General features: G+C 71.8%; 20 protein-coding genes. 10 read left to right on the top strand and 10 right to left on the bottom strand.

Annotated elements, in window-relative coordinates; all coding sequences use genetic code 11:
* Positions 1-7: 7 nt before the first annotated feature.
* Complete coding sequence (locus tag MICNX66_RS15415) at positions 8-853, bottom strand: exodeoxyribonuclease III (RefSeq protein ID WP_187662601.1); 846 nt, start codon at positions 851-853, stop codon at positions 8-10.
* A 37-nt stretch (positions 854-890) separates the two neighbouring features.
* Here MICNX66_RS15415 and pyrE point away from each other — a divergent pair, with 37 nt between their 5' ends.
* Both pyrE and MICNX66_RS15405 read left to right on the top strand, forming a co-directional pair.
* On the top strand, positions 891-1451 hold the full coding sequence (gene pyrE, locus MICNX66_RS15410; protein WP_187662600.1) for an orotate phosphoribosyltransferase: 561 nt from the start codon (positions 891-893) through the stop codon (positions 1449-1451).
* Entirely contained in the window at positions 1448-2350 is a 903-nt protein-coding gene (locus tag MICNX66_RS15405) for an ROK family protein (protein ID WP_187662599.1), read from the top strand. Before pyrE ends, MICNX66_RS15405 begins: the two co-directional genes overlap by 4 nt.
* A gap of 8 nt (positions 2351-2358) precedes the next feature.
* Here MICNX66_RS15405 and MICNX66_RS15400 read toward each other — a convergent pair whose 3' ends face one another.
* The 3 genes from MICNX66_RS15400 to MICNX66_RS15390 form a co-directional block, all read right to left on the bottom strand.
* Positions 2359-2661 carry a hypothetical protein gene (locus MICNX66_RS15400; protein ID WP_187662598.1) on the bottom strand — a complete coding sequence of 101 codons (303 nt, stop codon included), beginning with the start codon at positions 2659-2661 and terminating at the stop codon, positions 2359-2361.
* Between the two features lie 122 nt (positions 2662-2783).
* Positions 2784-3926 carry an MFS transporter gene (locus MICNX66_RS15395; protein WP_187662597.1) on the bottom strand — a complete coding sequence of 381 codons (1143 nt, stop codon included), beginning with the start codon at positions 3924-3926 and terminating at the stop codon, positions 2784-2786.
* Position 3927: 1 nt separating this feature from the next.
* Positions 3928-4830: a MurR/RpiR family transcriptional regulator gene (locus tag MICNX66_RS15390; protein ID WP_187662596.1), complete on the bottom strand. Its 903-nt coding sequence runs from the start codon at positions 4828-4830 to the stop codon at positions 3928-3930.
* A 164-nt stretch (positions 4831-4994) separates the two neighbouring features.
* Between MICNX66_RS15390 and MICNX66_RS15385 the strand changes: the two genes are divergently transcribed.
* The 8 genes from MICNX66_RS15385 to MICNX66_RS15350 all read left to right on the top strand — a co-directional run bounded on the left by MICNX66_RS15385 (position 4995) and on the right by MICNX66_RS15350 (position 14391).
* On the top strand, positions 4995-6545 hold the full coding sequence (locus MICNX66_RS15385; protein ID WP_187662595.1) for an ABC transporter substrate-binding protein: 1551 nt from the start codon (positions 4995-4997) through the stop codon (positions 6543-6545).
* 67 nt (positions 6546-6612) lie between these two features.
* Positions 6613-7584, top strand: a complete 972-nt coding sequence (locus MICNX66_RS15380; protein ID WP_187662594.1) for an ABC transporter permease — start codon at positions 6613-6615, stop codon at positions 7582-7584.
* Positions 7581-8468, top strand: a complete 888-nt coding sequence (locus tag MICNX66_RS15375) for an ABC transporter permease (protein WP_187662593.1) — start codon at positions 7581-7583, stop codon at positions 8466-8468. Before MICNX66_RS15380 ends, MICNX66_RS15375 begins: the two co-directional genes overlap by 4 nt.
* A complete protein-coding gene (murQ, locus tag MICNX66_RS15370) occupies positions 8465-9370 on the top strand; it encodes an N-acetylmuramic acid 6-phosphate etherase (RefSeq protein WP_187662592.1) in 906 nt (301 codons plus the stop codon). Before MICNX66_RS15375 ends, murQ begins: the two co-directional genes overlap by 4 nt.
* Complete coding sequence (locus MICNX66_RS15365) at positions 9370-10560, top strand: anhydro-N-acetylmuramic acid kinase (RefSeq protein WP_187662591.1); 1191 nt, start codon at positions 9370-9372, stop codon at positions 10558-10560. The genes murQ and MICNX66_RS15365 overlap by 1 nt, the downstream gene beginning before the upstream one ends.
* Positions 10557-11684, top strand: a complete 1128-nt coding sequence (locus MICNX66_RS15360) for an enolase C-terminal domain-like protein (protein WP_197971855.1) — start codon at positions 10557-10559, stop codon at positions 11682-11684. Before MICNX66_RS15365 ends, MICNX66_RS15360 begins: the two co-directional genes overlap by 4 nt.
* Positions 11681-12763 (top strand): serine hydrolase domain-containing protein, encoded by a 1083-nt coding sequence (locus MICNX66_RS15355; protein ID WP_187662590.1) that lies wholly within the window; start codon positions 11681-11683, stop codon positions 12761-12763. The genes MICNX66_RS15360 and MICNX66_RS15355 overlap by 4 nt, the downstream gene beginning before the upstream one ends.
* A complete protein-coding gene (locus tag MICNX66_RS15350; protein WP_187662589.1) occupies positions 12760-14391 on the top strand; it encodes an ABC transporter ATP-binding protein in 1632 nt (543 codons plus the stop codon). Before MICNX66_RS15355 ends, MICNX66_RS15350 begins: the two co-directional genes overlap by 4 nt.
* Positions 14392-14412: 21 nt before the next feature.
* Here MICNX66_RS15350 and MICNX66_RS15345 read toward each other — a convergent pair whose 3' ends face one another.
* From MICNX66_RS15345 to MICNX66_RS15320, 6 genes are all read right to left on the bottom strand, one after another.
* The gene (locus MICNX66_RS15345; RefSeq protein WP_187662588.1) at positions 14413-14577 is read right to left on the bottom strand and encodes a hypothetical protein; all 165 of its coding nucleotides are present in this window, start codon (positions 14575-14577) and stop codon (positions 14413-14415) included.
* Positions 14574-15143, bottom strand: coding sequence for a YdeI/OmpD-associated family protein (locus MICNX66_RS15340; RefSeq protein ID WP_187662587.1), 570 nt, complete (start codon positions 15141-15143; stop codon positions 14574-14576). The genes MICNX66_RS15345 and MICNX66_RS15340 overlap by 4 nt, the downstream gene beginning before the upstream one ends.
* Before the next feature lies 1 nt (position 15144).
* Positions 15145-15954: an HAD-IIA family hydrolase gene (locus tag MICNX66_RS15335; RefSeq protein ID WP_025104898.1), complete on the bottom strand. Its 810-nt coding sequence runs from the start codon at positions 15952-15954 to the stop codon at positions 15145-15147.
* Positions 15955-16049: 95 nt separating this feature from the next.
* Positions 16050-16682, bottom strand: coding sequence for a metal-dependent transcriptional regulator (locus MICNX66_RS15330; protein WP_187662586.1), 633 nt, complete (start codon positions 16680-16682; stop codon positions 16050-16052).
* 44 nt (positions 16683-16726) lie between these two features.
* Entirely contained in the window at positions 16727-17026 is a 300-nt protein-coding gene (locus MICNX66_RS15325; RefSeq protein WP_136052938.1) for a hypothetical protein, read from the bottom strand.
* A 20-nt stretch (positions 17027-17046) separates the two neighbouring features.
* Positions 17047-18330: an Nramp family divalent metal transporter gene (locus MICNX66_RS15320; RefSeq protein WP_232089115.1), complete on the bottom strand. Its 1284-nt coding sequence runs from the start codon at positions 18328-18330 to the stop codon at positions 17047-17049.
* Between the last annotated feature and the right edge of the window lie 9 nt (positions 18331-18339).

Raw genomic sequence — 18339 nt, 5'->3', positions numbered from 1 at the left:
CGAAGGGTCAGGAGAAGATCATCGGCAGGTCGTCGTCGGCGTCGTCGCCGCCGAAGTCCACATCGACCACCACGGGCACGTGATCGCTGGGCTGCTCACCCTTGCGCTCATTGCGGTGGATCGACGCGCCGGTGACGGCATCGGCGAACGTCTTCGAGCCGAGGATGAAGTCGATGCGGATGCCCTCGTTGCGCGGGAACTTCAACCGCTGGTAGTCCCAGTAGGTGTAGCCCTCGGGGAGCAGCGGGCGCACGACGTCGGTCACGCCCGCGTCGGTCAGCGCGAAGAACGCGTCGCGCTCGGCGGGGGAGACGTGGGTGGAGCGGCCGACCACGATGTCGGGATCGCCGTTGTCATGGTCGAACGGGATGATGTTGAAGTCGCCGACGAGGGCGAGCGGAAGGTCGGGGTTCGCCGACAGCTCGGCCGCGGTGGACCGCTTGAGTTGCTCGAGCCAGTGCAGCTTGTAGGCGTAGTGCGGGTCGTCGAGCGAGCGGCCGTTGGGCACGTACAGGCTCCAGACGCGCACGCCGTCGACCATGACGCCCAGGGCGCGCGCCTCCTGCGGGGCGTCGGGGCCCTCGTGGCCCTTCGCGAACCCGGGCATGCCGTCGAACGCGGTGCGCACGTCGGTGACGGGCAGTCGGCTCGCGATCGCGACGCCGTTCCACTGATTCAGGCCGTGCACCTCGACGTGGTAGCCGGCCTCCTCGAACGGTGCATACGGGAACTGCTCCGGCTTGCACTTCACCTCCTGCATCGCGAGCACGTCGATGTCTTCACGGACGGCGAACTCGACGGTGCGGGTGACGCGGGTGCGGATGGAGTTGACGTTCCAGGTGGCCAAGCGCATGCGTCCAGCCTAGGGTGTGCCTCCTACACTGGATGCCGTGACCGCACTCGACGCAGACCGCCGGACCCTCCTCGCCCTCATCACGGACGAGGCGGTGTTCCACGGCGATTTCACCCTCTCCAGCGGCAAGAAGGCGACGTACTACGTCGACATGCGCAAGCTCACCCTCGACCACCGCGCCGCCCCGGCGATCGGCCGCATCATGCTCGACCTGATCGCCGATCTCGACGTCGTCGCCGTCGGCGGTCTGACGCTCGGCGCCGACCCGATCGCGAACGCCGTCCTGCATGCCTCGGTCGGCACCGACCGTCCGCTCGACGCGTTCGTCGTGCGGAAGGAGCCGAAGGACCACGGCCGCGGTCGCCAGATCGAGGGCGCCGACGTGAAGGGCAAGCGCGTGGTCGTGCTGGAGGACACCTCGACCACCGGGCAGTCCGCGCTCAAGGCGGTCGAGGCGCTCCGCAAAGAAGGCGCGGAGGTCGTCGCCGTCGCGGTGATCGTCGACCGCAAGACCGGCGCGCAGGCCGCCATCGAGGCCGAGGGTCTGGAGTGGCGCGCGGCGTTCGACCTCGACGACCTCGGGCTCGACCCGCAGTGACCCGCTACGCGCTGGCCGTCGATGTGGGCGGCACGAAGATGGAGGCCGCCCTCGTCGCCGACGACGGCGCGCTCGTCCCCGGCAGCCGCAGCCGGCAGCCCACCGGCCGTGAGGCGACGTCGGCGTCGTTGACGGCGGCGGTCGACGCGATCGTGCGGCATGCGCTCGCCGCCCTTCCCGCCGACGCGGAGCTCGTCGGCGCCGGGATCGGCAGCGCGGGTCCCGTGGATCGGACCCGCGGTGAGATCCTGCCGGTGAACATGCCCCTCGCCCGCGGGTTCGGCCTCGTCGACGCGGTCGCCCGTGCGGCCTCGACCGCACTCGGACGGGACGTCCCGGCGGTCCTGGGCCACGACGGCGGCGCGCTCGCGCTCGCGGAGTCGTGGCTGGGGGCGACGCAGCAGGCGGGAGCCTCGTTGTCGATCGTCGTGTCCACCGGCGTCGGCGGCGGCTTCGTCGTCGGTGGTGCGTATGTGCCCGGGGCGAGCGGCAACGCCGGGCACCTCGGCCAGGTGCGCCGCGAGGGCGGGCTCACTCTCGAGGAGATCGCCTCCGGACCTGCCAGTGCCGCCTGGGCGCGGGAGCAGGGCTGGTCCGGCGCGACCGGGGAGGACCTGGCTCGGGATGCCGCGGCCGGTGTCGCCGTCGCCCGTGCGGCGATCGAGCGCTCGGCCCGCGCCGTCGGGGAGGCGCTGGCCGATGCCGCCACCCTCGTCGACCTCGATGTCGTCGCCATCGGCGGGGGCTTCTCGCAGGTGTCGGCGGACTACATCGACCTCGTCCAGCAGGCTCTCACCGCCAGCGCCGTGCACGAATACTCGCGTCGCACCCGCGTCGTCCGCTCGGGCCTGGGCGACGAGGGGCCGTTGATCGGCGCCGCCGCCCTCGTCCTGCGCTGACGGGAGGCTCAGCTTCCGGACACGAGCAGGCGTCGCGGGGGCCCTTCGAGCCGGGCGACGGCGATCTTCAGGTCCGTGACGTCCGCCGCCACCGCATCGATGCGGGCGCCGAGCTTCTCCTCGACGGTGTCGATGCGGGCGCCGAGCTTCTCTTCGACGGTGTCGATGCGGGCGGAGAGCCGGTGGTCGACGGTGCCGAGACGCTCGTCGATGCGACGGATCATCCACGCCCCTGCCGCGAACAGGCTCGCGCCGAGGGTGAGCACGATGCCGATCGCGCTGACGATGATCGTGACGGTGTCCGCGGACACGGTGCTCCCTTCCTCGGCGCGGGTGTGACTTCGACGATACGTGGTCGGCGTGCGGGCGCCGGTCGGAATTCCGGCATCTGTGAAGAGGTCGCGTGCAGGCTCGATAGGGGAGGAAGAGTCGGTCACCGCAACGCCGGGACGGCGCGCCCGGAGTGCGACGCCACGAGCATCAGCACGGGGATGATCGCGCACAACACGGCGGACACGAGGAACGTGACGCTCGATGCCGGGTCGCGCCCGATCAGCAGGACGAGCGTGGGCACGAACGTGCCGCCGACCGCGCCGCAGGCCACGAGCGCCCCGGTGACCGCGGCGCTGCGGACCGGATCGAGACGGTCGAGCGCGAGTCCGAGGATGAGTCCGTAGCTCGGGGCCAGCAGGACCACCACGACGGCGAGGATGATCAGCGCTGCGACCGGCTCATCGCCGAGGAGCACGCCGGCGAGCACCAGGAGGACGGCGGCAGCCCCCGTCGCGGTCGCCAGCAGCGCGAGCGGCGGAACCGCCGCGCGCCGGAGCGCGGCGGCGCCGAAGCGGCCGACGGCCATCAGCGCCCAGAAGGCGGAGGTGCCGAGGGCGGCGGCGGCGGGCTCGATAGCGAGCACCCGCTCCGGGATCACGGCCGACCAGCCGGACAGGACGGTTTCCACGCCGACGTAGAGCGGCAGAGCCAGCGCGAAGGGGAGGAGGACGAGCAGGGAGCGGGCGTCCCGTCGCGCCGGGGGCTCGGTCGAACGGGCGAGAGTGGTGGCACCGGCGAGCACCGCCACAGTCGCCAGGGGTACGGTCGCGAGCAGCGCCAGAGCCGGACGGGAACCGGCCCCGAGCGCCACCACGAGCGGTGTGACGGCGGCGCACACGGCGACCGTGCCCATCAGGGCGCTCAGCACCCCGGTCGCGCTTTCGGTGCTGGCGGCCTTGGCGGCCACGGAGCCCGCGGCCTCGACGAGACCGAACCCGAGCCCCGCGAGCGCGGCGGAGGCGATGAAGACGCCCGGATCCGTCGCGAGGGCGACACCGACGATGGCGGCCGCCTGCAGGCTGCTGCCCAGCACGAGCGTCGTCCGCGGGGCGCGTCGCACGAGGAGCGGACCCGACAGCAGCACCCCCACGAGGAGTCCCGCGAAGAGGACGGGCACGGCGGCACTCAGGTCGGCGTCCGTCGTGCGCTCCGCGGAGGGGAGGACGGCAGGGACGAACGCCGCGGTCACGCCGAGGCCGCCGAACGCCATGAACAGCCCGACGCGGAGTCGGCTCGCGCTCATCTCAGGCACCGCCCGCGCGCACGTGATGCACGGCGGCGAAGGTGTCGCGGAGGGCCTCCATCGAGCGGTCGTAGTTGGACTGCGCGACCCCGATGAAGATGCAGTCGACGACCATGAGCTGGGCGATCCGGCTGCCCAGGGCCCCGGAGCGGAAGCCCGTCTCGCGCGCCGCGGTGGTCAGCACGATGTCGGCCTGACCGGCGAGCGGGGAGCCGGCGTGGTTGGTGATGGCGATGGTCGTCGCGCCCGCCTGCCGGGCGAGCAGGAGGAACTCGATGGTGTCGGTCGTGGCGCCCGTGTGCGAGACGGCGATCGCGACGTTCCCCGGCCCGAGGGTGGCGGCCGAGGTCCACGCGGCGTGCGGGTCAGACCACTCCAACGCCGTCCGCCCGATCCGGGTGAGCTTGCGCTGGAGGTCGAGCCCGACGATGGAGCTCGCGCCCACGCCGAAGATGTCCACCCGGGTCGAGGAGGTGATCGCCTCGACCGTGGCGCGGAGCGCCTCGGTGTCGAGCACCTTGGCGGTGTCGGCGAGGGAGAGCGTCTCGGCGAGCGACACCTTCGCGACGATGTCGGCGAGGGTGTCGTTGCGGTCGATGTCGCCGGACACGGCGGGGAGTGCGGCGGTGTCGAACGTCTCGCGCTCGACCTCCCGCAGCACGTGGTTGCGCAACTCGCGCACATGCTCGTACCCGAGTCGTTTGCAGAACCGCACGACGGACGTGGTCGAGGTGTCGCAGCGGTGCGCGAGCTCCGCGACGGAGAGCCCGGCGGTTCCGGCGGGGTCGGCGAGGAACAGGTCGGCGATGCGCTGTTCGCTCGGACGGAGTTCGGGGCGGAGGGCGCGCATCCGCACGAGCACGAGGTGGGTGCCGGCATCGTCGCGGGCGGCATCGTGGGGCATGGGGTCTCCGATCGGTGTTCATAACACTAGAGGAACTTCTGTTACACGCGTAGGTACTTTCGTGTACTTTTGGTACTTACCCAGACCGACGATGTTCGCGGGGCATCAGGCAGCACCGCCTGATCCGAGCCAGGGCGACGCGGTCCCAGCCAGGAGGAAACAGCATGAGCACAGCACGGTGGGCGTCCCTCGGCGCCCTCACCGCCACGGGCCTCGCCGCGGCGCTCGTCATCACCGGGTGTTCCGCGCCCGCATCCAACCCGTCCGACGGTGGATCGGGCGCCGCCGGCGGCGACCTCGTCATCGGCGTCACGAGCGATCCCGACACGCTCTTCCCGTGGAAGGCCACCCAGTTCCAGGCGGTCAACGTCCTGCAGAACCTGTACGGCACGCTGACCGAGTTCGACGAGGAGCTCAACGTCGTCCCCGGTCTCGCCGAGTCGTGGGACGTCTCCGAGGACGGCCTGACGGTCACCCTCCACCTCCGCGAGGGCGTCACGTTCGCGGACGGCAGCGCGTTCGACTCCGCTGACGTGAAGTACTCGCTCGACGCCATCGCCGACGAGGCGACCGCCGCGGTGGCCGCGAGCTCGCTCGCCTCGGTGGCCGCGGTCGAGGCCACCGACGAGAGCACCGTCACCCTCACCCTCAGCGCCCCCGACGCCGCGCTGCCGGCGAACCTCGCCGTGATCAACATGGCGATGCTCTCGTCGGACGACACCGAGGAGGCGCTCAACACCACTCCGAACGGCACCGGCCCGTTCGTGCTGGAGGACAGGAAGGCGAGCCAGTCGCTCACCCTGGCCAAGAACGACGACTACTGGGGCGACACCGCGCTGCTCGACACCGTCGAGTTCCGCGTGATCCCCGACGAGTCGTCCATCGTGTCGGCGATGCAGTCCGGCAACGTGCAGCTGGCCGTGTTCGACGACCCGCTCGTCGCGCAGACGGCCGAGGGTGCGAACGTCGAGGTCGCCACCACCCCGCAGCTCAGCTACCACGCCCTGCAGCTGAACGCACAGCGCGGCGACCTCGCCGACGTGAACGTGCGCCTCGCGATGCAGTGCGCGATCGACCGCCAGGAGGTGCTCGACACCGCCGCGCTCGGGGAGGGCGAGGTCACCGGTCCGATCACCTCTCCCGCCTTCAAGTCCGACCCCGACGCGCGCCCGTGCCCGGAGCGCGACCTCGACAAGGCGGCCGAGTACCTGAAGAAGGCCGGCAAGGAGGACGGCGTCACCGTCAAGACGATCGTGTCGCAGGGCGAGTACGCCACCTCCGTCAACGAGGCGCAGAACCTCAAGGCGCAGCTCGCCGATGCGAACATCACGCTCGACCTGGAGGTGCTGGAGTCCGGCGCGTTCGTGGACCGCTGGATCGCGGCCGACTTCGACGCCGCGGTCGCCCTCAACGGCGGACGCCCGGACCCGGACGGCATGTACGGTCGTTACTTCACCAGCACCGGCAACCTGAACCAGGTCGCAGGGTACTCCTCGCCTGAGCTCGACGCCCTGTTCGCCGAGGGACGCGAGACAGCCGACCCGGAGAAGCGCAAGGACATCTACGCGCAGGTCTCCGAGAACCTCGAGGACAACGCCGCCTGGATCTGGCTGTTCACCAGCTACACCTACACCGCGACGGCCTCGACCGTCGACGGCTTCACCCCGATGGCGAACGGTTCGCTGCAGTACCTGCGGACCACCTCCATCCAGTAGTGGAACGAGGGGGCGCGGACACGCGCGCCCCCTCGCCTCCCCGACGACAGGCACCCCACCCACGCGCATGTTCAGACAGCTCCTCCGCAACAGCGTGCTGCGACGCATCCTCGCAGCCCTCGGCACCCTCTTCGGCGTCGCCGTCTTCGTCTTCCTGATGCTGCGCGCCATCCCCGGCGACCAGATCAGCTCCGGCCTCGGCACCGAGGCGGCGGCCCTCACCCCGGCGCAGCGCGCCGCGCTCGAGGCGTACTACGGGCTCGACCAGCCGCTCATCGTGCAGTTCTTCTCCTGGCTCGGCAACATCTTCACCGGCAACCTCGGCTTCTCCTCCCGGGCCCAGACCAGCGTGCTCGAGCTCACCGCCGCCGCGCTGCCGGTCACCTTCGAGCTCGCGATCTTCTCGATCGTCATCGCGCTCGCCATCGGCATCCCGCTCGGCATGCTGTCCGCCTCGAAGCCCGACTCGCTGCGTGACGGCGTCGGCCAGGTCGTCGGTCTCGCCGGCCTCTCCATCCCCGCGTTCCTGCTCGGCACGGCGCTGCTCGCGATCCTCGCGCAGTCGCTCGGCTTCAACCCGAACGGCCAGGGCTACGCGCGGCTCTTCGACGATCCGGCCCTGAACCTCCAGCAGATGCTCCTGCCGTCGATCGTGCTCGGCTTCGGCATCGCCGCGCCCATCATGCGCACCACCCGCACCGCGGTCCTGGAGATCCGCGCCAACGACTTCATCCGCACCGCCAGGGCGAAGGGCGTGCCCCCGCGTCGGCTGCAGGTGCGTCACGTGCTCGGCAACGCCCTGGTCCCGATCGTCACGATGACCGGTCTGCAGTTCGGCTACCTGCTGGGCGGGGCGGTCGTGGTGGAGCAGATCTTCTCGCTCCCCGGCATCGGGCGCCAGGTGCTGCTCGGCATCCAGCAGAAGGAGTACGCGCTCGTGCAGAGCACCGTCCTGGTGATCGCGCTCGCCTTCGTCATCGTCAACCTGCTCACCGACCTGCTCTACCGGGTCATCGATCCCCGGGTGCGTGCCGCATGACCGACATCTCTCAGACCCCGGCCCTCGCTCCCGGCGGCGGGCGCACGATGGAGCGCGTGCGTCTCCTGCTGCGCAGCCGCAGCGGTCTCGCCGGCCTCATCATCGTCGTGCTGCTCGCAGTGCTGAGCCTCGTCTCGGCGTTCGGCCTGCTGCCGTTCGACCCGCTCGCGCAGGACCCGCCGTCCCGGCTGCAGCCGCCGTCCGCGGTGCACTGGTTCGGGACCGACCAGTTCGGCCGCGACGTGTTCTCCCGGGTGGCTGCCGGCGTCGCCAACTCGGCCCTCATCTCCGTGGTCGCCGTGGCGTTCGCGACCGTGGTCGGCACGGTCTGCGGACTCATCGCCGGCTTCTACCGCGGCTTCTCCGACGGGGCGATCACCGCGGTCACCAATGTGCTGTTCGCGTTCCCGCCGCTGCTGCTCGCCCTGTCGCTCGCGTCGGTGTTCGACCGCAACTGGTTCACGATCGCCGTGGCCATCGCCATCGTCTACGTGCCGATCTTCATCCGCGTCACTCGCGGCCCGGTGCTGTCGCTGCGCGAGGTGGAGTACGTCAAGGCGGCCAAGAGCACCGGTCAGGCGCGGATGGCGACCATGTTCCGCCACGTGCTGCCGAACATCACCTCGATCATCATCGTGCAGGTCACGCTGTCGCTCTCGTGGGCGGTGCTGACGGAGGCGTCGCTGAGCTTCCTCGGACTCGGGACTCCGCCGCCCGCGCCGTCGCTCGGCTCCATGATCTTCGAGGCGCGCACCCTCGTGACCATCGCCCCGTGGACCATGATCGCCCCCGGCGTGATCGTCGTGCTCCTCGTCGTCGGCCTGAACCTGCTGGGCGACGGGCTGCGCGACAGCCTCGATCCGCGGAACCGGGGCAAGCGATGATCGCGGAAGACCTCGGCGCCCTCGCCACCGAGGCGAGCGATCCCCGGTACGCCCGCCTCGACCAGATGAGCGTGGCCGAGCTCGCGCAGACCATGAACGAGGCCGACGCCACCGTGCCCGCGGCCGTGCAGCGCGCTCTCCCGCAGATCGTCCCGGCGATCGAGCAGACGGCCGCGCGCATGGCGCAGGGCGGGCGCCTGGTGTACGTGGGCGCCGGCACCCCCGGGCGCATCGGGGTGCTCGACGCCTCCGAATGCCCGCCCACGTTCAGCACGCCGCCGGAGCTCGTGTTCGCGATCATGGCGGGCGGTCCTGGCGCGATCGTGAACCCCGTCGAGGGCGCGGAGGACGACGACGACGCCGGCGCCGCCGCGATCGACGAGGCCGGCATCGGCCCGCTCGACACCGTGATCGGCATCGCGTCCAGCGGTCGCACGCCCTATGTCGTCGCGGCCGTCCGGCGGGCGCGTGAGCGCGGGGCACTCAGCATCGGTCTGTCGTGCAATACCGGCACCGTGCTGAGCGCGACCGCGGAGCACGGCATCGAGGTCGAGGTCGGCCCCGAGGTGCTCTCCGGCTCCACGCGACTGAAGTCCGGCACGGCGCAGAAGCTCGTGCTGAACATGTTCTCGACCATCGCGATGGTCCGGAACGGCAAGGCCTACGGCAACCTGATGGTCGACGTGAAGGCCACGAACCACAAGCTCCGCGAGCGGGCGATCCGCATGGTGCGGACGATCGCCGCTGTCGATCGCGACACGGCGGCCGCCGCGCTGGAGAGCTCCGGGTGGGATGTGAAGCTCGCCTCGATCATGATCCGCCGCGGGGAGGACCTCGCCGCGGCCACCGACCGACTCGCGGCAGCAGGCGGCCGTCTGCGCACCGCACTGGAGGAGAACTGATGCGCGTCCTGGGACTGATCTCCGGCACTTCGCACGACGGGATCGATGCCGCCGTCGTCGACTTCGCCACCAACGGGGGCTTCACGGCGCACGGCGTCGACCTCCGGGGCACGGTGCTCGCCTCCACGAGCATCCCCTACGATCCCGAGCTGCGGGCACGCCTCATCGCCGCGCTGCCCCCGGCGCAGACCACCCTGGCCGAGGTGGCCGAACTCGACACCCTCATCGGGCAGGCGTTCGCCGACGTGGCGGCCGACATCGCGGCGGAGGTCGGCGGCGTCGACGCGGTGTGCTCGCACGGCCAGACCGTGTACCACTGGGTCGACGGCGCGCACGCGCTCGGCACCCTGCAGATCGGGCAGCCCGCCTGGATCGCCGAGAAGACCGGTGCGCCCGTCGTCTCCGACATCCGTATCCGCGACATCACCGCGGGCGGCCACGGCGCGCCGCTCGTGTCGTTCCTCGACGAGCTGCTGCTCCGCGGCCGCGCCGGTGTCTCGGCGGCGCTGAACCTCGGTGGCATCTCGAACATGACCGTCGTCCGCCCGGACGGCCTCGTCGCCTACGACATCGGCCCCGCGAACGCGCTGGTCGACGCGGTCATCGTCGCGCACGATCTCAACCCGCTCGGCTATGACGACGATGCGGCGATCGCCCGGACCGGACGGGTCGACGAGGCGCTGCTGGGCGCCATGCTCGCGGACCCCTACTACGCCCTCACCCCGCCGAAGAGCACCGGCAAGGAGCACTTCCACCTCACCTACGTACAGGAGCACCTCGCGGCACAGGGACGCGAGATCGCGGTCCCCGACGTCGTGCGCACGCTCACCGAGCTCACGGTCCGCACGGTCGCCCGCGACGTCGAGGCCGCCGGGATCGGGTTCCTCGCGGTGTCCGGCGGCGGCTGCCGCAACCCGCTGCTCCTGGAGGGGCTGCGGACCGCGCTGCCGCAGACCGACGTCGTGCTGGCCGACGAGCTCGGCGCCCCCGCCGACAGCAAGGAGGCCATCCTCCTCGCGCTCATCGGCTGGTCGACCCTGCACGGCGTCCCCGCGATCGTCCCCGGCGGGACGGGGGCGCGCGAGCCGCGCATCCTCGGCACGATCACGCCCGGCGCCGGCCCGCTGCAGATGCCCGAGCCGGTGGCGGCCATCGACTCCCTCACCCTCACGGAGGCGGCGGGATCGTGACCGTCGTCGAACGGATACGCGTGCTGCGGGTGCCTTCGCCGCTGGCCCGCCCCTTCGTCACGGCCGTCCGTCGCACGGCCCACCTCGACGTCGTGCTCGTGGAGGTGACCGACGCCGACGGCCGCCGCGGATACGGGGAGGCCGCGACGAGCTGGCGCGTCACCGGGGAGAGCCCCGAGAGCGTGGCGGCTGTGGTCGCCGGTCCCCTCGCCGACGCCGTGCTCGGGCGCTCGGTCGACGATCCCGGGCTGCCGGACGCCCTCGCCGCGGCCGCCTGGGGCAACGCCGCCGCACGCAGCGCGGTGGCGTGCGCGCTCGCCGACCTCACCGCGCAGCACCGAGACGAGCCGCTCGCACAGACGCTCGCCACGGACGGAGACGCGCCCGCGCGCATCCGCACCGACATGACGCTGTCGGTGGCGGAGCCGGCCGCGCTGGCCGCGACCGCCGTCGAACATGCGGCGGCGGGATTCCGCTGCCTCAAGATCAAGGCGTCCCAGGACCACGACACGGTCGCGGGGCTCCAGGCAGTCCGTGCCGCCGTCGGCCCCGACATCGCCCTGCGCGTGGACGCGAACCAAGCGTGGGACGCCGGGACCGCGATCCGCGTCATCCGGGCGGCGGAGGACGCCGGCGTGGGTCTCGAGCTCGTCGAGCAGCCCGTCGCCGCGCGCGACCTCGACGCGCTGGCGGTGGTGACCGCGGCCGTCGACACCCCGATCATGGCGGACGAGTCCGTCCGCACCGCGCAGGATGTCCGCGACATCGCCGCGCGCGGGGCTGCCGAGCTCGTGAACGTCAAGCTCGCCAAGACCGGCGGGCTCAGCGAGGCGCTCGCCTGCGTGCAGGCCGCCCGTTCCGCCGGCCTCGGCGTCGTCGTGGGCTGCATGATGGAGTCGCACGTGGGTGTGGCCGCCGCGGCGCATCTCGCCGCCGCCGTCGCTCCGGACGTCGTGCACGACCTCGACGCGGCATCGTGGCTGCGCCGCTCCCCGGTGACCGGAGGGCTCACCGCCGACGCGGAGTGGCTCACCCTCGCCCCGGCCGCAGGACTGGGGATCACCGGGATCGCCCCCGATGCCGAGGTGCTGCTCGACCGCTCCCGGACAGGGGTTCTCGTATGAGCGCTGCCGAGGCGATCGCCGCCGTCCTCGCCGGGCCGACCGCGCCGCGGGGAGCCGTCGCCGGTGTCGCCACCCGCACGAGCCGGGACACGGCCGCCGGCGGTTTCGCCGACCTCGCGGGGACGCCGGTCACGACGGACACCGCGTTCGACCTCGCCTCGGTCACCAAGGTCGCCGGGACCACCACCGCCATCCTCCGGCTGGCCTCCCGGGGCGACCTCCGACTCGACGATCCGGTCGACCGCTTCGTCCCCGGCACCGCCTGCGCACCAGGGACCACCGTGCGCCATCTGCTGCTGCATCGGGCGGGACTGTGGGAATGGCAGCCGCTGTACCTCGACGGCGCGCACGCCGATGGCGCGGCCGCCGCAGATGCCCTCCCGCTCCGCTACGGCGTGGATGAAGGGCGGCACTACTCCGACCTGGGCTTCCTGATCCTCGGCCGCATCGTCGCCGCCGCGACCGGCCTCTCCCTCGACGCGGCCGTGCGCGAGCTCGTGACCGAGCCCCTCGGCCTCACACGCACGGGCTACGGGCCCGTCTCCGGTCCGGTCGCGTCATCCGCGGGCGACGGGGATGCCGCTGAGCGACGCATGGTCGCCACCGGCACGCCCTACCCGATCCTCACCTCTCGTCGGCACTTCCCCTGGCGTGAGGGGGAGATCACCGGTGTCGTCAACGACGGCAACTGCTTCCACGCCCTGCGCGGCGTCTCCGGGCACGCCGGCCTCTTCGGCACGGTCGACGACCTGCTCACTCTCGGCGTCGCGCTCGCCGATGCCGACGCGCACCCGGACCTCTGGGACCCGGCACTCGTGGCCGAGCTGTTCCGCGACGGCCCCGACCCCGGTCAGGCGCTCGGCTGGCGCAGTGACACCGTCACCGCCGGCGGACGACCGGTCCGGATGCTCTGGCACCCCGGATACACCGGCTGCGCCCTGGGCGTGGTCCCCGCCACCGGAGCCGCCGTCGTCCTGCTCGCGAACCGGCTGTTCGCGAGCGAGGTCGCCCCCACCGAGACCCTCTGGCGCGCAGCGCTGCCCGCACTCCTGGACCCCGAAGGAACGAGTACCCCATGAGCACCACTCCGCCCGTGCTGAGCATCGACGGCCTCGCGGTCGCCTTCCGGACCGGCTCCGAGCTGGTCACCGCCATCAGCGACATCTCGATCGACATCGCCGCCGGGGAGACGGTCGCCGTGGTCGGCGAGTCCGGCTCCGGGAAATCCACCACGGCGGCTGCGGTCAACCGTCTGCTGCCCGAGAACGGCGTCATCACCGCGGGCAGCATCCGATTCGACGGCCGCGAGCTCACCGACCTCCCCGAGAACGCGATGGTGTCCCTCCGCGGGGCCGGCATCGGCCTCGTGCCGCAGGACCCGATGTCGAACCTCAATCCCCTCATGCGCGTCGGCGAGCAGATCGGGGAGGCGCTCGAAGTCCACGGGCATACCAGCGGCGACGCGACGAAGGCCCGCGTGGTCGAGCTTCTGGAGATGGTCGGGATCCCCGATGCCGCCCGCCGGGCGACCCAGTATCCCCACGAGTTCTCCGGCGGCATGCGGCAGCGCGTGCTCATCGCGATGGGACTCGCCTGCAAACCGCGGCTGCTCATCGCCGACGAGCCCACCTCGGCGCTCGACGTCACCGTGCAGCGGCGGATCCTCGACCAGCTCGATCAGCTGACCGACGAGCTGGGCACCGCGGTGTTCCTCATCACCCACGATCTCGCTCTCGCCGCCGAGCGCGCCGACCGGATAGTCGTGATGTTCCGCGGCCGTGTCGTCGAGGAGGGGACCTCGGCGCAGGTCCTGGGGAACCCGCAGCACGAGTACACCCGGCAGCTGCTCGCGGCCGCGCCGAGCCTGGCGTCCCGCCGCGACGCCCTGCCCTCACGCGAGATCGCCGCCGACGCCGTGCCCTTCGTCGAGATCCGCGACCTGCGCAAGGAGTTCCCGCTCCGGAACGCGAAGGCCGGGGAGCCGCAGACCTTCACGGCGGTCGACGGCGTGAGCTTCTCGATCCGCCGCGGCACGACCGTCTCCATCGTGGGCGAGTCGGGCTCCGGCAAGTCCACCACGGCGAACATGGTGCTGGGGCTGGAGGACGCGACCTCCGGGTCCATCCTCTTCGACGGCACCGACCTGACGACCCTCCGCCGCAAGGCGCTCTTCGCGCTGCGCCGCCGCGTCCAGCCCGTCTTCCAGAACCCCTACGCCTCGCTCGACCCGCGGTACACCGTGGAGCAGTCGATCGCCGAGCCGCTGCGCGTGCACCGGATCGGCACCGCGGCCTCCCGGCACGCCCGCGTCCTGGAGCTCCTGGAGCAGGTCGCCCTGCCCGCGGCCATGGCCGAGCGGCTGCCGCACGAGCTCTCCGGCGGACAGCGGCAGCGTGTCGCGATCGCCCGCGCCCTGGCCCTGGAGCCCGAGCTCGTCGTGCTGGACGAGGCGGTCTCCGCGCTCGACGTGCTGGTGCAGGCGCAGATCCTCGACCTCCTCGCCGACCTGCAGAAGCGCCTCGGGCTCAGCTACCTCTTCATCAGCCACGACCTCGCCGTCGTGCGCATGATCTCCGACGAGGTGCACGTCATGCAGCGCGGCATCGTGGTCGAGAGCGGCACCCCGGAGAGCATCTTCGACACGCCGCAGCATCCGTACACCCGGGAGTTGCTCGCCGCGATCCCCGGGGCGTCGCTCGCCTCCTGAGACGTCCAGGCGGCCGTCGGCTCAGCGCCGGCGGTCGTCGTCGTCCCAGGGGCCTTCCCACCAGCCGGCGCGGCTGTCGTCCTCGCCGCCGCGGCGGCGGGAGCGCACGAACTGCACCACGAACCCGACCAGCGACGTGAGCGTGATGAGGATCAGGACGAGGAACAGCAGGTCGCTCTGGTTCATGGGCGCTTCCCCTCCGCGGCATCCGCCACGATCTTCGCGATGCGGGCGGCCTTGGTCTCCGCGCGCTTGGCCATCGCGATGTGCGTGAGGCCGAACTTCTTCACCGACTTCGGGAACGCATCCCAGGTGGCCCTCGCCGCCGGCACCGCGTCGAGGGCGGCGGTGAGCTCCGGGGGCTCGATGCCGGACTCCGGGCCGTCGAGCACGGTCCACGAGCCGTTCGCCTTCGCCGTCTCCAGCGCGCGGATTCCGGCAGGGGCGAGCAGCCCCGCGGCCTCCAGCTCCGCGATGCGCGCCTTGTTCGTCGCCGCCCAGCCGCTCCCCGGCCGTCGAGGGGAGAACCACTGGCCGCCGGTCCCGTCGTCGAACGTGCGCACCGGGCCGTCGATCCACCCGAAGCAGAGGGCCTGCCGGACCGCGTCCTCGTAGCCGACGCCGGTGGCGGATCGCCCGCGGACGCTCAGCAGCCACACCCCGGCCGTGCGTTCGTGGTTCGCCTCGAGCCAGGCGCGCCAGGCCGCGGCGTCCGCCGCCGTGACCCGCTCGCCGTCGTCGAGGGCGCCCACGTCAGTCCTCGTCGAGGGTGGGGATCGAGTCGGTGATGGTCGGCAGCAGGTCGGCGACCGAGTCGACGATCTCATCCGGCCGGAAGGGGTACTGCTCGATGATCCGCTGATCGCTGATGCCCGTGAGCACGAGCACCGTGTGCAGACCCGCCTCGATGCCGGCGACGATGTCCGTGTCCATCCGGTCGCCGATCATGCCGGTCTTCTTCGAGTGCGCGCCGATCTTGTTGAGGGCCGAGCGGAACATCATCGGGTTGGGCTTGCCGACGACGTAGGGCTCCTTGCCGGTGGCCTTGGTGATGAGGGCGGCGATCGCTCCCGTGGCCGGCAGCACCCCGTCGGCGCTCGGGCCGGTGGCGTCCGGGTTGGTCACGATGAAGCGCGAGCCGTTGATGATGTGGCGGATGGCCTTCGTGATGGCCTCGAACGAGTAGTTGCGGGTCTCGCCGACGACGACGAAGTCGGGGTTCGTCTCGGTCATGATGAAGCCGGCCTCGTGCAGCGCGGTGAGGATGCCGGCCTCGCCGATGACGAACGCGGAGCCGCCGGGGAGCTGCTGCGCGAGGAAGTCGGCGGTCGCGAGCGCCGAGGTCCAGATGCGCTCCTCCGGCACGATCAGGCCGCTCGCGCGCAGGCGGGCGGAGAGGTCGCGGGCGGTGAAGATCGAGTTGTTCGTGAGCACGAGGTAGGGGATCTCGTTGCGCTCCCATCCGGCGAGGAGTTCGGAGGCCCCGGGGATGGCGTCGTTCTCATGGACGAGCACGCCGTCCATGTCGGTGAGCCAGCATTCGATGTCGTCACGGTGTGCCATGTGCTCAGCCTAGAGGCCCCACCTTTCCTTTCGAATCGCCTGATTGGCCCCATCCCCGGCCGATTTGCCGCAAAGTGCGCGATTCGAAGCGGGGGTCAGGCCGACAACCACACCACGTCGCGGGCGGCGGCGGGCAACGGCGGCTCGGTGCCGTCGAGGGCGATGCCGAACGGCGTCACCGTCACGGTCGTGCCGACGGTGAGGCCCTGGGCCTCCAGGGTCCGCAGGAGCTCCGGGTCGCGGTCGTCGACGCGGAGCACGCGGCCGGTGTGTCCTTCCGGGGCATCGGCGAGCAGGACGAAGGGCACCCGTTCGATGCGGCCCTCCGCGTCCGGGATGGCGTCTCCGTGCGGGTCGAAGCGCGGCCGCCCCAGGCGCTCGTCGATGCCCTTGAGCAGCCGGTCGCTGATGGTGTGCTCCAGCACCTCGGCCTCGTCGTGCACCTCGTCCCACCCGTACCCGAACTCCTGCACGAGCCAGGTCTCGATGAGGCGGTGGCGGCGGACCATCGCGAGGGCGCGGGTGGTCCCGGCCTCCGTCAGCCGGACCGCTCCGTACGGCACGTGCGACACGAGCCCCGCCGCGGCGAGCTTCTTCACCATCTCCGTGACCGACGACGGCGCGATGCCGAGCTTGGCGGCCAGGACCGAGGGGGTGATCGGCGCATCCTGCCACTCGGTGTGTGCGTAGACGGTCTTCAGGTAGTCGTCAGCTGCCGGGGATGCCACCCGTCAACCTTACGCGTTCGGGTCGGGCTGCCTCGCGGCCTGGGTCAGGCGCTCGCGGAGCCGAGCAGGATCACGGCCGCCTGCCCCGCGAAGAACAGGACGAGGAACCCCAGGAGGGCGGCGGCGAGCGACAGGCGCCCGTCGAAGCCCTCCACCTCGGCGATGCCCACCTTGCGGGCACGGAAGGCGAAGACCAGGGTCGCGACCCCGAGGGCGAGCTGGACCCAGGGGCTGGCGGGGCCGATGACCTTCGGGAACGCGATGAGCAGACCGCCGATGACGCCGGTCGCGAAGCCGCTCCAGGTGAGGAGGCGGACGGTGCGACGGGCGGAGGCGGCAGACATGGTGTCGAGCCTATCCGCCGTCATGCCCCCGTCAGCACCAGCCAGAGCAGGGCGCCGTTCAGGGCGATGAGGAGCACCGAGGCCACGACGCCGGCGACCGTCGTCCACACCCGGTTGACCCACGCGCCCAGTGTCCGGCGCTGCGCGGTGAGGGTGACGAGAGGGATGAGCGCGAACGGGATGCCGAACGACAGCACGACCTGGCTGAGGACGAGGGCGAGCGTCGGATCCACCCCGATGCCGAGGATCACCAGCGCGGGGATGAGCGTCACCAGGCGGCGCGCCAGCAGGGGGATGCGCACGTGCAGCAGGCCGTGCATGATCTCGGCGCCCGCGTATGCGCCGACGGAGGTCGAGGCGAGACCCGAGGCGAGCAGCCCCACGGCGAAGAAGGTCGCCACGACCGGGCCGAGGCCTGCGGCGAGGGCGGCGTGCGCACCCTCCAGCGAGTCGGTCCCCGCGACCCCCGCGAGGTTCGCCGCCGCGAGCAGGAGGATGCCGAGGTTCACGGAGCCCGCGATGACCATGGCGATCGTCACATCCCAGCGCGTCGCCGTGAGGAGGCGGCGGATCCGCGAGGTCTCGACCCGGGCGACCTCCTCGGTCGTCTCGGCGCTCGTCGCACCGAACCGGTCGCGGGCCAGGGAGGAGTGCGCGTAGATCGCGTGCGGCATGATCGTCGCGCCGAGGATCGAGGCGGCGAGGAGCACGGACCCCGTGTCCTCGAAGCGCGGCACGAGGCCGCTCGCCACGCCGGCCGGATCCGGCGGCGCGAGGAAGAGACCGGCCATGAAGCCGATCGTGATCACGAACATGAGGCCGATGATCACGAACTCGAAGGGCCGGGCGCCGCGACGGCTCTGCACGGCGAGCAGGACCATCGACACCGCGCCGGTGATGAGGCCGCCCCATAGCAGGGGGACGCCGAACAGCAGGTTCAGGGCGACGGCGCCGCCGATGACCTCGGCGAGGTCCGTCGCCATCGCGACCAGCTCGGCCTGCAGCCAGTAGGCACGGCGGGCCCAGGGGCGGCGCAGCCGCTGGCCCAGCACCTCCGGAAGGCTCTGGCCGGTGACGACGCCGAGCTTCGCGGACAGGTACTGGATCAGCCAGGCCATCACATTGCCGGCGACGACCACCCACACGAGCAGGTAGCCGTACTGCGCCCCCGCGGTCATGTTGCTGGCGACGTTGCCGGGGTCGAGGTAGGCGACACCCGCCACGAGCGCCGGTCCCAGCAGCCACAGCAGGCGCGGCGAAGCGGTGCGAGCGGGGGTCAGCGAGGCGTCGGAACTTTTAGGCACACCGAAACC

Source organism: Microbacterium sp. Nx66 (genome assembly GCF_904066215.1).
GTDB classification, from domain to species: domain Bacteria; phylum Actinomycetota; class Actinomycetes; order Actinomycetales; family Microbacteriaceae; genus Microbacterium; species Microbacterium meiriae.
The sequence above is the reverse complement of the archived record's forward strand: the minus strand, read 5'-3'. Positions and strand labels throughout refer to the sequence as shown.

Bases quoted from the DNA above. Each gene is read 5' to 3' on its own strand.
- MICNX66_RS15345 (WP_187662588.1), bottom strand. From the start codon at position 14,577: ATGAACCAGAGCGACCTGCTGTTCCTCGTCCTGATCCTCATCACGCTC.
- MICNX66_RS15385 (WP_187662595.1), top strand. From the start codon at position 4,995: ATGAGCACAGCACGGTGGGCGTCCCTCGGCGCCCTCACCGCCACGGGC.
- MICNX66_RS15415 (WP_187662601.1), bottom strand. From the start codon at position 853: ATGCGCTTGGCCACCTGGAACGTCAACTCCATCCGCACCCGCGTCACC.
- MICNX66_RS15390 (WP_187662596.1), bottom strand. From the start codon at position 4,830: ATGCCCCACGATGCCGCCCGCGACGATGCCGGCACCCACCTCGTGCTC.
- MICNX66_RS15365 (WP_187662591.1), top strand. From the start codon at position 9,370: ATGCGCGTCCTGGGACTGATCTCCGGCACTTCGCACGACGGGATCGAT.
- MICNX66_RS15325 (WP_136052938.1), bottom strand. From the start codon at position 17,026: ATGTCTGCCGCCTCCGCCCGTCGCACCGTCCGCCTCCTCACCTGGAGC.
- MICNX66_RS15350 (WP_187662589.1), top strand. From the start codon at position 12,760: ATGAGCACCACTCCGCCCGTGCTGAGCATCGACGGCCTCGCGGTCGCC.
- MICNX66_RS15375 (WP_187662593.1), top strand. From the start codon at position 7,581: ATGACCGACATCTCTCAGACCCCGGCCCTCGCTCCCGGCGGCGGGCGC.
- MICNX66_RS15395 (WP_187662597.1), bottom strand. From the start codon at position 3,926: ATGAGCGCGAGCCGACTCCGCGTCGGGCTGTTCATGGCGTTCGGCGGC.
- MICNX66_RS15355 (WP_187662590.1), top strand. From the start codon at position 11,681: ATGAGCGCTGCCGAGGCGATCGCCGCCGTCCTCGCCGGGCCGACCGCG.
- MICNX66_RS15335 (WP_025104898.1), bottom strand. From the start codon at position 15,954: ATGGCACACCGTGACGACATCGAATGCTGGCTCACCGACATGGACGGC.
- murQ (WP_187662592.1), top strand. From the start codon at position 8,465: ATGATCGCGGAAGACCTCGGCGCCCTCGCCACCGAGGCGAGCGATCCC.
- MICNX66_RS15380 (WP_187662594.1), top strand. From the start codon at position 6,613: ATGTTCAGACAGCTCCTCCGCAACAGCGTGCTGCGACGCATCCTCGCA.